Consider the following 13,050-nt stretch of genomic DNA (forward strand, 5'->3'; position numbering starts at 1 on the left):
GTCTAATGTGTAACTTATACAATGCGCGGCTATCTAACAATAGTTAGGGTGTAGTGTTTAGATATCTGATTCTAGTGAGGTGCTGATATGAGTGACTTATCTGCTCTAAAAGGTATTTTGTTTGATTTGGATGGTGTGCTTTACACAGGTTCTAGCGCGATTGAAGGTGCTGTAGAAGCAATTGAAAAGCTACGCGCCAGCCATATATGCCGCTTTGTTACCAACACTAGCACCTTATCTTTGACTAGTCTTCAGCAAAAAATCAATAAGCTAGGCTTTGCAATTCCCATCAATGAAATTATCAGCGCCCCGCAAGCGACATTATTTTATTTACAGCGCCAACAAAATCCAGTTTGTCGTTTGTTATTAGCTGATGATGTAAAACAGGACTTCAAAGAATTCCATCAATCTGAGATGGCTGCAAATTATATCGTCATTGGCGATATTGGTAGCACGTGGTCTTACACGCTTTTAAATCAAGTGTTCAATGATTTGATGCAGGGCGCGAAACTCATCGCGATTCATAAAAATAAGTTTTGGCAGACTGAACATGGTTTACAGATGGATATTGGCGGGTTTGTTGAGGCTTTAGAATACGCCAGCGGAGTCAAAGCCATGATTATTGGTAAGCCTTCTGCTGATTTCTTTCAAATTGCTTTAGATGATATGGGGCTTAAATCGTCTGAGGTTGCCATGATAGGCGATGATATTGATGTGGACGTTGGTGGAAGCCAACAAATTGGACTAACAGGCATATTGGTGAAAACAGGTAAATATCGCCAAAATTATACCGAGGCATCTCAAGTTAAACCTGATTTACTGATAGATTCGATTGTCGATTTACCTAAATTACTTGGCTTATGACACTTTGTTGAGCTAAGCGCGTTCGACAAGATTAGCCATTACTTAAATAAAAATCCCTGCTTATTTTTTTCTAAAGCTAGTGCTGCCAGTAGCTTTTCATGGTCGGCATTTTGAATTAAATCATGCGCATTTGTAATGGCAGTTTCAGCGCTTGCGAAATCACCTTCTGCAAGTGCATGCATGCCTTCCAGCAGCCAGTCGTTGCTGGCTTTTAGGCGTTGTGCTTCTTGTTTGTTGCGTCTATTGGCGGGTAAGAATCGTAAAAAATGCACAAATCTTAAAAAGTAATGGAGTAGTAAAAACCCCAATACAATCAAAATTAGTAAAAAATTGAATGAAAATTGCAGGCGGTAGGGTGGTCGCACAATCAGCACGTAACCTTGATTATTACTGGCTATTAACACCACGGCTATTAGCAGTAACGCCATGAATAACCACCAAAATATTTTGCGTTTTATCATGATTGATTGCTGATTTAATCGGTTTTTTCTAGGCTTAATTTGTAACGGTTCACTGCCGCAATGCTTTCGGTCAGTTGTGGCAACTGAATATCAATGTTGTTGCCAGATAGTTTCTTTAATAACTTAAATGCTTGTGTGGCATTTGGATGTTTGGCGTCAAAATATTGATTGATCCATGCAGTAACCGTTGCAAGATCGGCTTTATAGCTAGTTTCGTCATGTTGCAATAAGGCAATTCGGGCTGTGAGTAAGCGCAATTTTAAATTCTCGCGCAGATAAAATGCGTGATCTGTTGATAATAGTGGCGGCTCTGGTTTATCAATGCGCTCTACCGTGACTAGATTTTTAATATCGTTCCAAATGGGGTAGGCGACTTTTTGCAAAGCGTTTAGGGGTGTAGTTTTGGCCACATTTTGCTGAGCCGCTTTTGCATTGAAAGTAGGTTGGCGCTCGCTGATTAACGGTATGGTGGCACATAAATCAGCCAAAGTTTCTAGTTGGGCACTCATGCTTACAACATCTACTTGTGGTAATTTTCTTAGATTTTCAATTTCAAGTGCGAGTGTTTCTCGTAGCTGATTTGCTCGCGGTAAATTGAGTGGCTCCAAGCGTTTATCCGCCGCCTGTAACGCTAATAAAGCAGTTTTTACATTGCCTACAAGTTGTAGTTGTTGATTGGCAATTGTTAATAGCTGCTCAACTTCAGCCACAGCAGTAGCTTCGCGGTTCTCAGCGAGCTGATCATACAATGTTTGCAATACATCTTGTTGGTCGCGTGACTCTTCTAGCTTTTGTTCTAAAATCACCGTGCGGGCGTTGGCTTCAGTACTTCGTTCTTCTGCTTGTTTAGCAAGTGCCAAGCTTTGTTGGTTGTTTGCTTGGTAGTCTTCAAGTTTTTGGCTAAGCGATTTTTCCACTTCATTAAATCGCTGGCGTGTATTTATCCATTGCCATGCCAGTGTTAGTAAAGCGATTACAACCAGTATCAGCGCGGTATTTGCGAAGAGTGAGGGCTTACGTCTATCTGAGGTTGGTGTGTTTGAAGTGTCAGCCATTATAATTAATCACTTATTTAATTCACTACTTGAGCTAAAGCTAATTTTGACAAACATTTAATCATAGCATCATCGCCCGGTGCTTCAGTCACTAATACTTTAAAACCAAATTGCAGGGGCAACTCGGCGATTCTGGCATGATTAACACACAGCGTGACGTGGCGCAGCCATTCGGATTCGCCTGCCATGCTTAGCAAATTGCGCATGGCTTCACTGCTCGTCACGATGACTGCATTTAAATGACCTTGCTGCCATTCACTATTAAGAAATTGTGCGTCAGTTTGTGGGTTAATGCGGCGATAACATTCTGCAAACGTGACGTTAGCGCCGCGAGATTTAAGTGTATTTGCCAATACGTCGCGCCCGCCAACTCCACGAAAAATGACGATATTCTTATTTTCAACATCGTGCATTTCAGCCAGCGCCAATAAAGTTTCGCTGTCAAAACGGGTATGTGGTATCAGTACTTGATGGACACCATACAGACTGAGTTCTTTAGCCGTTTGATGACCAATGGCGGCAAATTTCAGATTTTCAGGCACATTGCCAAATTTTTTGAGGATTCTCGGTAATGAGTTATCAACCGCATTGGTGCTAATGAAGATTGCCCAGTCAGTTCGCTCAAGGTCAGCAATGGCATTTTCAAACTCATGATAATCGTCTAAAGGCGAAATGGCGAGCAACGGAAATAAAATCGCATCACCACCATGATATTCAATCGCCTCGCAGATACTTTCAGCTTGATTGACTGGTCTAGTGACCGCAACATGCAAACCTTTTAGTAAGTTATCTGCCATCATGAATAATGACTACTTTCGCTACTTACTTATGACCGTCAAGCGCAGAGAGAATCTCGTTAGCGCCTTTTGCCAACAATTGGTTGGCTAATGCTTTGCCTAAAGCATCGGCTTGGTTTCTGTTGCCGCTGGCAGTTTCTATTAGCATTTGCTTGCCATCTACACTCGCAACAAAGCCAGTAATGTGAATATCTTCACCTTTGCAAGTAGCATAAGCCCCAAGCGGCACTGTGCAGCTGCCTGCAAGCGCACGGCTCATGGCACGTTCTGCTTCAACACACACTTGTGTATCTGGGTGATTTAAAGGCGCTAAAACCGCTAACAAATCAGGGCGGTTTGCATTGATTTCTATGCCTAAAGCCCCTTGGCCAACTGCAGGAATACTTAATTCAGGTGAAATCACATTGCGGATTCTGGCGCTAAGGCCTAAGCGAATCAAACCTGCTGCGGCGAGGATAATCGCGGCGTATTGACCTTCATCCAGTTTGCGAAGGCGCGTTTGCAAATTACCACGTAAGGATTCGATTTTTAAATGCGGTAAACGTGCTTGTAATTGGCTCTGACGGCGTAGGCTAGAGGTGCCAACAATGCTACCTTCAGGCAGGTCTTCAAGCGAGTTAAAGTCATTTGAAACAAAGGCATCGCGCGGGTCTTCACGCTCACCAGTGGCAGCCATCATAAAACCTTCTGGCAGATTCATAGGTACATCTTTCATGCTATGAACAGCCAAGTCTGCACGGCCATCTTCTAGTGCAGTTTCTAACTCTTTTACAAACAAACCTTTGCCGCCGACTTTTGCCAATGGCATATCTAAAATTTGATCACCAGTAGTGGTCATGCCTAAAATTTCCACAATAGTGGAAGGGTAAAGCGCTTGCAAGCGGCTTTGAATATGCAAGGCTTGCCACATGGCTAATGGGCTTTCACGCGAGGCAATCACAAGTTTACTCGGGGTTTGAAAAGAAATAGGGCTAGAAGTGTTCATATGCTTAAAATGGGCAGTTTAATGGGTAGGTTTTATTTTAGCACAAGCCGCGATATCGCTTTAGTTTGCGCGGATGAGATGTTGTTGCCGACGGCTGACTGCAATCGTCTCATCGGTATTTTTTAATAAGGCGACCCAATGTTTTTCGCAGCTTTTATTGCCATCTTCATCAAACTCTTGATGGCGTTTTTCATAGCCTAAAATATAGGCTTTTGCCACCAAACAGTTGCGATGTAAGCGAATAAAAGTATTCTTAAATTCGTGCTCTAAATTATTAAGCGATTCCTCCAGAAGGTACTCTTTTTCTGCGGTGCGTACGGTGATGTACTTAAGCTCAGCACGCAAATAAATTACATCAGTAACAGGAATCAATAAAATTCGCCCACGCTCAGTAATGCTGAAGTGAGTCTTTTGCGGACTCAGTGGCACTATTGCCTCTAGTTGACTAGGCAATAAAGCACGTGCTTTTTGTATGGCGGTTTGCAGTCTCTCCGAGCGGATTGGCTTTAATAAGTAATCTACTGCGCTCATATCAAACGCTTGTATGGCGTAGCTATCAAAAGCCGTGGTAAAGATAATAGCTGGCGGTTTAATCATTTTTTGCAAATGTTGAGCCGCTTCAATACCGTCTATGCCTGGCATGCGAATATCGAGTAACACAATGTCAGGCTGATACGTGTTGGCTAAGCTGAGCGCCTCTTGTCCATTTTTAGCTTCTGCAACAACGTTAATGTGGCTCATGTCGCTTAAAAGTTCACGTAAGCGATTGCGCGCGGGCGCTTCGTCGTCTGCGATTAGTATGCTTAGCGAGTTTGTCATTTAGTCGTATGTGGCAAAATGATATGGACCTGATACTCACCATTTGACAGGCTGCTTTTCAATGACGCTTCAAGGTCAAAATGCAAAGTTAAACGCTCCTTAATGTTCTTCAGCGCCATTTGGTTGCCAATATGTTTAGTGTTTTTGATGCTGTAAGGGTTGCTGAGTACTAAATGCACTTCATTACGTTTGGTGTAGATTTGAATGGTAATTTTGCCACCGGTCGCTAACGGTTCTATGCCGTGATAGACCGCATTTTCAATCAGCGGCTGTAATAGTAACGGCGGTATAAGTGCATCCGGTGGCATATCATCCACTTTCCACTCAATAATCAGCCGCTCTTCTAGGCGTAACTTTTCTAACGCCAAATATTGTCTACATAAAGCGATTTCTTGCGCTAAAGGGACTAAATCACGATTATCTGCCATCAGTACGCGAAATAGATCCGCCATATCTTCGAGAGCGGTTTCAGCGCGCTTGGGCTGGCTGCGAATCAATGATAATACTGCGTTGATGCAATTAAATAAAAAATGTGGGCGAATGCGTGATTGCAGGGCTTGTAGTCTTGCTTCATCAATCGCTGGTGAATAAGCGCGCTCTTGAAGGTTGAAGTAATACAAGATGATCGTACATAGAATAAATGCATAAAAAAGCGAGCGTTTAACCGATAATAGATTGTCGAATATCAAGGCTTGCGTCAGCAGCCAATGTAAACTAAAACAAGTGAATAAAACGATGGTAAAAATGACGATTATGCCGTGCCAATAGCGTAGTTTTTTGAGTAGTGGGTAGCTTGTGTATAACATTAACAAGCTCAATAACAGCATGGGTTGCGCAATCGCTGAAATGTTTGTCACAAGTGTTACAAACTCAGCAGCATTAGTGCTTAAGATGATCGTAATGAGTGCTAGTAACGTATTAGTGATGACTAAAATGCGTAACGCTACGCCTAAGTTACGTAAATTAGGAAGGCGGTTACTTTTTCTCATGGCATGATTCATGCATATGAAATTGTGTTGTTTGGTCTTTTTTGATCATTAGTTAAATCGTAATCCTTGCAATATGCATTATACTAATCACATAAGTGTATTATTATTAAGCAATAATTGATATAAAAAGTCAAAGTAGTGATTAAAAGTGGTGTCATACACCGCACTAAAAATTAATCTGGAAAATTGAAACAGACATTCAAGTAGCACGATAAGAAAGAAAAAGTGAAAGTGACAAAAAAGACAAGCGCATTAAATAACAAAAATACCAGTTGGTCAGGCAGATTTAACGAGCCTGTCGCTGAGTTAGTAAAGAAATACACAGCTTCTGTAAGTTTTGATCAACGCTTGGCGGCGTTTGATATTCAAGGCTCTATTGCCCATGCGCAAATGTTGGGCGCACAAAAAATTATTAGTTTGGATGACGTTAAATCAATCGAAACAGGCTTAGCGGAGATTTTGCAAGAAATCGAGAGCGGTCAATTTGAATGGTTGTTAGATTTAGAAGACGTACATTTAAATATTGAAAAGCGTTTAACCGACAAGATTGGTGACGCAGGTAAGCGCTTACATACTGGCAGAAGCCGTAACGACCAAGTGGCAACAGATGTCAGGTTATGGTTGCGAGCCACTACAGATGATGTCATTGCCGGCTTAAAAGGTCTGCAACTTAGCTTGCTAGATTTAGCTGAAGCACATTTCGACACGGTGATGCCAGGTTTTACGCATTTACAAGTAGCGCAACCAGTAACCTTTGGTCACCATTTAATGGCTTATGTTGAGATGCTGACACGTGATATTGGACGTTTTGTCGATTGTAGAAAGCGTATCAATAAACTGCCTTTAGGCGCCGCGGCACTAGCGGGCACTAGCTACCCAATTGATAGAGAGTTAGTTGCAAAAAAATTGGGTTTCGATGGTGTTTGTGAAAACTCACTAGATGCGGTTTCTGACCGTGATTTTGCCATTGAATTTACTTTTGCTGCTTCATTGGTGATGACGCATTTATCACGATTATCCGAAGAGCTGATTTTGTGGAGTTCGCCAAGATTCGCTTTTATCGACATTGCCGATAGATTTTGCACCGGCTCATCTATCATGCCGCAAAAAAAGAACCCAGATGTACCAGAATTGGTACGTGGTAAAACAGGTAGAGTTTATGGGCATTTAACCGCGCTACTCACTTTGATGAAAGGCCAGCCACTAGCCTACAACAAAGATAACCAAGAAGACAAAGAGCCGTTATTTGATACGGCTGATACTTTGTTAGTCACTCTGCAAATTTACGCAGATATGCTGCGTTTGCCAGTGGTAGAAAACGGCGTGGTAGTTAAAAAAGGCTTTATAGTCAATAAAGACAATATGCGCCAAGCGGCTTTTGAAGGTTATGCCACAGCTACAGATTTAGCCGATTATTTAGCTAAAAAAGGCATGCCGTTTAGAGATGCGCATGAGGCCGTAGCTTTGGCTGTGCGATACGCGGTAGATAAAAAGGTAGATTTAAGCGATTTGCCACTGACAACTTTACAAGAATTTGCAATTGAAATTGGTGAAGATGTTTATGCTGTATTAACTTTAGAAGGTTCATTAAACAGCCGTAACCATATTGGTGGCACTGCACCTGTGCAAGTTAAAGCAGCCATTGCTCGCGTTAGAAAATCAATGAGTTAAAAGATTATAAAATGAAGGTGTGAATTGATTTTTAGCGAAAAAAAATTTAAAAAAACTAACCTAGCATTGGCTTTATTAGTCGCAATGCATGCTAATTTTTCGCTGGCACAAGATCTTCCACAAGAAATACCCGCACCACAAGATACCACGTTGCAACAGCCAGATGACCGCGAATCAACTACAATTACTTGGCCGCTGTTATCTGGTGAAAGTGTGCAAAGCTTATCTCGTCTGTTTTACCCAAAAAACAAAAGAATGCAGCGTTTATTTATTCAGAGAACGCTACATTTAAGCCAAGAAATTCGCCCTAATCTGAATGCTTATACCACGACCAATCAGGCTAGCTTGATTGTGATACCCAATATTAAATATTTGGCTAAGCATAGTGGCAGAATTAGGCATGCATCTACAAAAGCAGCGCATCACAACAAGCCTGCAACTCAGCCAGAATTACACATGAGCTATGGCCTGAAAGATGCTAATCAATTTGCGCTCACTTCAGAAATGCAGACTAAATATGTAGATTTGGTGAAAAGAAATGAACAGCTCAAGCAGGATTTAGAAAAGCTAAATGCAAAGTTGGCGCATTTGCAAGAGGTGATGGCGGCACTTAACATAGAAGCTAAACGTGTGCAAAGCTTGCCTGCAGCACCTCAAATACCTAAAGTATTACCAACACCAACACCAACACCAACACCAACACCAACACCAACACCAACACCAACATCAGTCGCGCCAGTTGTAGCTCAAGCCCCTGTGGTTGTTGCAGACGTGCCAGAACTAGCAAAACCAAAGCCTAAAGTCATTAAGCACGTGGTATCGCCAGCTACTCAAACGCCGGCTAGTACAACAACAGCATCAATGACAGAGCAAGAAACTCTTATTTCTCAATATGGCTTACTAATTCTTTTAGCATTATTTGTTTTTGGCTCAATATTTGCTGCCTATCGATATAGACGTAAACAAACAGAAGCTTTTAGTTATTTCACCGCAGATAAATTAGAGCCTATGGATAAAAAAGAATTCATGAGTGCGGTTGATGAAGATGACGAACCGCCCGCTACAGTAGACTTTTCACTAACGTCGAGTGAGTTCTCAGGCAGTATTTCAGATAACGATTTAGATGCCATCATGTCTTTGAAAAACAAAGAAGAGGGCGATTTGGTGCTTGAGCAAGCTAGAATTTACGTCAATATTGATCGTGAAAAAGAAGCGATTCTGATATTGAAGGCACAAATTCAATCTGCACCTAAAGCGTCTTTAGATCATTGGTTGGCATTGTTAGATATTTACAGAAAAACTAATCAAAAAGAAGCATTTTCAGAAAGCGCACACCAATTCCATCAAACCTTTAATGTGATTAAGCCCACTTGGGATAACTTACCGCTACCGATGGTCATCGCGACCAGTTTGCTAGAGTTTCCGCACATTATTGAGCCTTTAATGAAGCTTTGGAGTGAGTGTGATAAGAGCTTAGAAAAGCTGATAGAAACCAAAGTTTATCTAGATACGCTATTAACAGATAATCGTGACAGTGAACGCGGTGGCTTTGGTTTAGAAGTGCTGTTGGAAATTAAGTTATTGCGTGATATTTTGGATCTTCGCGACAAATTTTCTAATCAAGAATAACTCTGAATTTAAGCCTCAATTAAGGCAGAAACAGTTCTAAAAGCTCATTCAAAAAGCGCTGGCCTAATAAAGTCGGTCGCATATTGCCAGCTTCAATGATTAATAATTTCTTGCTTTGAGCGGATTTAATCGTGGCTTCTAGTGTGTGAATATTTAAACCTGTGCGCTGCTGAAATAAAGCCACAGGTACGCCATCAATCAGCCTTAGCGCATTCATCATAAACTCAAAACCGAGTTCATCTTGCGGTATTAGCCATTCGCGCTCGACGGCCTTGCCTTGTAACGCCTGCTCCATATAAGCTTTTGGATGCTTAGGGCGAACTTCGCGGGTGATTTTATCGTGATAACTGAGCTTGCTGTGCGCGCCTGCACCTATGCCTAAATAATCACCAAACTGCCAGTAGTTAAGATTATGTTTGGCCTGTTTGCCTTTTTTTGCAAAAGCAGAGGTCTCGTAATGTTCGTAACCATTTTCAGCCAACAGTGCTTCAATGGAAATTTGCATATCGCTGCTAGTGTCATCATCAGGCAAGCTAGGCGGTGTGCGGTAAAACGGTGTATTTGGCTCTAAAGTTAAATGGTAAAAAGACAAATGTGTCGGGCTTAAGCGCACCGCAGCTTCTGCGTCCTGCATGGCATCTTCCAAGCTTTGATTGGGCAAGCCATACATAATGTCGCAATTGACTTGCTCGAAGGTTTTCATTGCAAGCTCAACAGCTGCAAAAGCCTGTGCGCTGTCGTGAATGCGTCCTAAAGCTTTTAAATAGTCACTATTAAAACTTTGTATGCCTAGCGACAGTCGAGTTACACCTGCTTGCTTGTAACCAACAAAGTTGGCAGCATCGACAGTGCCGGGGTTGGCTTCTAGCGTAATTTCAGCATCAAACTCTAGCGGTGTAAGCATGCGCACATGGTTCAAAATTCGGTCTATCGCTTCCGCAGAAAACAGACTAGGCGTGCCGCCGCCAAAGAATACACTTTTGATTTTCCGCCCCCACACTTTAGGCGTAGCAAGCTCCAAATCTGCAATTAATGCATCCACATAAGCGCTTTCTGGAATCTCGCCATCTTTATGCCGACTTTCATGCGAGTTAAAATCGCAATAAGGACATTTTTTAACGCACCATGGAATATGGATATATAGAGACAGCGGCGGTGGGTTCATCAGGCCAGATAAAGTCGCCTCGCCTGCTAATGGCGCAATGGTATTAATCGGCTTTGGATCAAACGATGCCGCAGGTTTTATTTCAATGATTTTTTTGATAAGGATTCACCAGCATATCAACAAGACGATGCAATGCCTCACGCATCTGCTCTTCAGAAACTTCCATCAACAAGCCATCTTCAAATGCGTCTTGGGCGATTTGTTTAATTTCATCAAAGTTTTCAGTCATCACTTTGACTTTTTCGGTGCATGCAACAACGCTGTCGTCGTCGCGCACCCATTTTGGCCATACAGATTTTTCAGGCGTACTCATGTGCTTAATCGCTCTATTTTTTGCAATAATTTTGCCATTGCGTGTCCACGGTGGCTGATGCGGCTTTTAATTTCCATCGACAATTCAGCCACAGTTTTACCCGTTTTGGCATCTAAAAATATTGGGTCGTAACCAAAGCCTTCATTGCCACGATACTCGCTTAATATCTCGCCTACCCATTGGCCTTCTGCGATAATAGGCTCTGGATCATGCTCATGGCGCACTAGCACCATCACACAGTAAAAATGTGCATGGCGATTTTTTTCGTTTGTCATGACTTCAAGTAGTTTTTGGTTATTAGCTTCGTCTGACTTTGGTTCGCCTGCATATCTAGCAGAAAGCACACCAGGTGCGCCTTGTAGCGCATCAACGCACAAACCAGAGTCATCAGCTAGTGCTGGTAAGCCTGTGTGTTTACTGGCGTGACGTGCTTTGGCAAGTGCATTTTCTATAAAGGTACAAAAAGGCTCATCGCACTCAGGTACATTAAGCACGTTTTGTGGAATGATTTCAATTTTTAGCGGCGCAAGTATGTGCTCAATTTCGCGCAACTTGCCTTTATTGCCTGATGCGATGACCAGCTTGCTAAACACTTAATACCTCATTTTGTTTGATAATGAGTTGATTGATGCCGTGCGCAGCTAAATCTAGCATGGCGTTCATTGCATCGCGGCTAAATGGCTCACCTTCTGCGGTGCCTTGAATCTCAACAAAACCGCCATCTGCAGTCATCACTACATTCATGTCAGTATCGCAGTCAGAATCTTCTATGTAATCTAAATCAAGTACTGGCGTGTCTTTATAAACACCTACAGAAATTGCCGCTACGCCTTGTTTTAGTGGGCTTGTAGTAAGTTTGCCACTTTTTAATAAGGTTGAAATGGCATCATGCAAGGCTACATAAGCACCTGTGATGCTGGCGGTGCGGGTGCCACCATCGGCTTGAATCACGTCGCAATCCATATGAATACTACGTTCGCCTAGTTTTTCTAAATCAATAATAGCGCGTAGTGAGCGGCCAATTAAACGTTGAATCTCTTGCGTACGGCCAGATTGCTTGCCTTTTGCGGCTTCTCTATCCATGCGGCTACCAGTTGAACGTGGCAACATACCATATTCAGCCGTCACCCAGCCTTGCCCTTTGCCTTTTAAAAAGCCTGGTACTTTTTCTTCTACACTGGCTGTGCATAGCACGTGCGTGTCACCAAATTTTACTAATACTGAACCTTCAGCATGCTTAGTGTAATGGCGAATGATTTCGACATTGCGTAATTGATTATTAGCGCGTTGGCTAGGTCTTGAGTTGCTTGATTGCATGCTTCTAAATCCTGATTAATCTTTTGAGGTACGTATTATACGTTTAGTTCTATATTCGTTTGGTTTTAAGCAACGCACGTTGAATTTCAGCAATGGTATTTTCAATTTCATCATCGGTAAAATCGCCATCCATCGCCCCGTCTTGAGTATTTTGCGGATTTGGGTATGTGGTTGGATTCATGATGGTCGTAGTTAAGCCCATTGCCATCGAGATGGTTGAAACGGCAAGGCCATTGCTTTGTTTATCACCCCATTGCAAGCCGATAGCACTCATATTATCGCCTTGGTCTTGACTGGTATTCTCGGCGACATCTAACAGGGTAGTTACGCCGTCAGTAATAGAAGGGCTGTTGAGTATGCGTTTAATCTGTTCGTCCGTCACTGCCCCCCAAACACCGTCAGTACACAATAAAATGGTATCGCCTTCAGCTAATTCTTGTCGATCAGAAAGGTCGATTTTCGGTGGCACATCACCGCCTAGGCAGCTATAAACTTTGTGTCGATAAGGGTGCGTAGACATATCATCTTTATTGATAATGCCTTTTGAATAGAGGGATTGCACAATGGAATGGTCTTCGGTGCGATATAGCAAATGCCCATCTCTAAAATGATAAAGCCGCGAATCGCCAACATGCGCGCAATACAATACACCGCGCTGCACTACCGCAGCGACAATGGTGGTGCGCGGCGCTTCAATCAGTTCTCGTTCTTGCGTGAGCTGGTCTATCATGTCGTGAATCTGTTGCATGTGGTCAATTAAAAACTTAGCTGGGCTAGAAAGCATAGGCACTGCTAAACGCTGAAAAGCATCTGTCATTGTGGTTACGGCTAATTGTGCGGCTATTTCGCCGTGGCGATGGCCACCCATACCATCAGCCACCACTAGCAATAGCGCATCTTTACTATATGAGTAAGCCAGCCTGTCTTGGTTATATTGGCGTGGACCCTGACGGCTATTTTGAAAAATAGTAAATTTCATGATGGT

14 protein-coding genes are annotated in these 13,050 nt (G+C 42.5%); 3 read left to right on the plus strand and 11 right to left on the minus strand.

The genetic code is table 11. From position 1 onward, the window contains the following. Positions 1-87: 87 nt before the first annotated feature. Positions 88-864 (plus strand): TIGR01458 family HAD-type hydrolase, encoded by a 777-nt coding sequence (locus PSU72_RS00730; RefSeq protein WP_300429647.1) that lies wholly within the window; start codon positions 88-90, stop codon positions 862-864. A gap of 38 nt (positions 865-902) precedes the next feature. Here PSU72_RS00730 and PSU72_RS00735 read toward each other — a convergent pair whose 3' ends face one another. The 6 genes from PSU72_RS00735 to PSU72_RS00760 are packed head-to-tail and all read right to left on the minus strand — an operon-like array spanning position 903 to position 5,970. Continuing rightward, entirely contained in the window at positions 903-1,325 is a 423-nt protein-coding gene (locus PSU72_RS00735; RefSeq protein ID WP_300429649.1) for a heme biosynthesis HemY N-terminal domain-containing protein, read from the minus strand. A 14-nt stretch (positions 1,326-1,339) separates the two neighbouring features. After that, positions 1,340-2,380, minus strand: coding sequence for a uroporphyrinogen-III C-methyltransferase (locus tag PSU72_RS00740; RefSeq protein WP_300429651.1), 1,041 nt, complete (start codon positions 2,378-2,380; stop codon positions 1,340-1,342). Positions 2,381-2,397: 17 nt separating this feature from the next. After that, a complete protein-coding gene (locus PSU72_RS00745) occupies positions 2,398-3,180 on the minus strand; it encodes a uroporphyrinogen-III synthase (RefSeq protein ID WP_300429653.1) in 783 nt (260 codons plus the stop codon). A 22-nt stretch (positions 3,181-3,202) separates the two neighbouring features. Further along, the gene (gene hemC / locus PSU72_RS00750) at positions 3,203-4,162 is read right to left on the minus strand and encodes a hydroxymethylbilane synthase (RefSeq protein WP_300429655.1); all 960 of its coding nucleotides are present in this window, start codon (positions 4,160-4,162) and stop codon (positions 3,203-3,205) included. A 60-nt stretch (positions 4,163-4,222) separates the two neighbouring features. Beyond that, positions 4,223-4,981: a LytTR family DNA-binding domain-containing protein gene (locus PSU72_RS00755; protein ID WP_300429658.1), complete on the minus strand. Its 759-nt coding sequence runs from the start codon at positions 4,979-4,981 to the stop codon at positions 4,223-4,225. Continuing rightward, positions 4,978-5,970, minus strand: a complete 993-nt coding sequence (locus PSU72_RS00760) for a sensor histidine kinase (RefSeq protein ID WP_300429661.1) — start codon at positions 5,968-5,970, stop codon at positions 4,978-4,980. Before PSU72_RS00760 ends, PSU72_RS00755 begins: the two co-directional genes overlap by 4 nt. Positions 5,971-6,201: 231 nt before the next feature. Between PSU72_RS00760 and argH the strand changes: the two genes are divergently transcribed. Both argH and PSU72_RS00770 read left to right on the plus strand, forming a co-directional pair. Beyond that, positions 6,202-7,641 carry an argininosuccinate lyase gene (gene argH, locus PSU72_RS00765; RefSeq protein WP_300429663.1) on the plus strand — a complete coding sequence of 480 codons (1,440 nt, stop codon included), beginning with the start codon at positions 6,202-6,204 and terminating at the stop codon, positions 7,639-7,641. A gap of 24 nt (positions 7,642-7,665) precedes the next feature. Continuing rightward, a complete protein-coding gene (locus PSU72_RS00770) occupies positions 7,666-9,270 on the plus strand; it encodes a hypothetical protein (RefSeq protein WP_300429665.1) in 1,605 nt (534 codons plus the stop codon). Positions 9,271-9,289: 19 nt separating this feature from the next. Here the strand turns inward: PSU72_RS00770 and hemW are convergent, their stop codons facing one another. The 5 genes from hemW to PSU72_RS00795 form a co-directional block, all read right to left on the minus strand. After that, a complete protein-coding gene (gene hemW / locus PSU72_RS00775; RefSeq protein WP_300429667.1) occupies positions 9,290-10,435 on the minus strand; it encodes a radical SAM family heme chaperone HemW in 1,146 nt (381 codons plus the stop codon). A gap of 82 nt (positions 10,436-10,517) precedes the next feature. Further along, entirely contained in the window at positions 10,518-10,748 is a 231-nt protein-coding gene (locus PSU72_RS00780; protein ID WP_300429669.1) for a hypothetical protein, read from the minus strand. Beyond that, on the minus strand, positions 10,745-11,341 hold the full coding sequence (rdgB, locus tag PSU72_RS00785; RefSeq protein ID WP_300429671.1) for an RdgB/HAM1 family non-canonical purine NTP pyrophosphatase: 597 nt from the start codon (positions 11,339-11,341) through the stop codon (positions 10,745-10,747). Before rdgB ends, PSU72_RS00780 begins: the two co-directional genes overlap by 4 nt. Next, positions 11,334-12,065: a ribonuclease PH gene (gene rph, locus PSU72_RS00790; protein WP_300429673.1), complete on the minus strand. Its 732-nt coding sequence runs from the start codon at positions 12,063-12,065 to the stop codon at positions 11,334-11,336. The genes rdgB and rph overlap by 8 nt, the downstream gene beginning before the upstream one ends. A gap of 49 nt (positions 12,066-12,114) precedes the next feature. Then, positions 12,115-13,044: a protein phosphatase 2C domain-containing protein gene (locus PSU72_RS00795; RefSeq protein WP_300429675.1), complete on the minus strand. Its 930-nt coding sequence runs from the start codon at positions 13,042-13,044 to the stop codon at positions 12,115-12,117. Positions 13,045-13,050: the final 6 nt, after the last annotated feature.

This window comes from Methylotenera sp. (assembly GCF_029945535.1).
GTDB lineage: Bacteria > Pseudomonadota > Gammaproteobacteria > Burkholderiales > Methylophilaceae > Methylotenera.

Excerpts from the sequence above, each read along its gene's own strand:
- PSU72_RS00730 (WP_300429647.1), top strand. The coding sequence starts at position 88 with ATGAGTGACTTATCTGCTCTAAAAGGTATTTTGTTTGATTTGGATGGT.
- PSU72_RS00735 (WP_300429649.1), bottom strand. The coding sequence starts at position 1,325 with ATGATAAAACGCAAAATATTTTGGTGGTTATTCATGGCGTTACTGCTA.
- PSU72_RS00740 (WP_300429651.1), bottom strand. The coding sequence starts at position 2,380 with ATGGCTGACACTTCAAACACACCAACCTCAGATAGACGTAAGCCCTCA.
- PSU72_RS00745 (WP_300429653.1), bottom strand. The coding sequence starts at position 3,180 with ATGATGGCAGATAACTTACTAAAAGGTTTGCATGTTGCGGTCACTAGA.
- hemC (WP_300429655.1), bottom strand. The coding sequence starts at position 4,162 with ATGAACACTTCTAGCCCTATTTCTTTTCAAACCCCGAGTAAACTTGTG.
- PSU72_RS00755 (WP_300429658.1), bottom strand. The coding sequence starts at position 4,981 with ATGACAAACTCGCTAAGCATACTAATCGCAGACGACGAAGCGCCCGCG.
- PSU72_RS00760 (WP_300429661.1), bottom strand. The coding sequence starts at position 5,970 with ATGAGAAAAAGTAACCGCCTTCCTAATTTACGTAACTTAGGCGTAGCG.
- hemW (WP_300429667.1), bottom strand. The coding sequence starts at position 10,435 with ATGAACCCACCGCCGCTGTCTCTATATATCCATATTCCATGGTGCGTT.
- PSU72_RS00780 (WP_300429669.1), bottom strand. The coding sequence starts at position 10,748 with ATGAGTACGCCTGAAAAATCTGTATGGCCAAAATGGGTGCGCGACGAC.
- rph (WP_300429673.1), bottom strand. The coding sequence starts at position 12,065 with ATGCAATCAAGCAACTCAAGACCTAGCCAACGCGCTAATAATCAATTA.
- PSU72_RS00795 (WP_300429675.1), bottom strand. The coding sequence starts at position 13,044 with ATGAAATTTACTATTTTTCAAAATAGCCGTCAGGGTCCACGCCAATAT.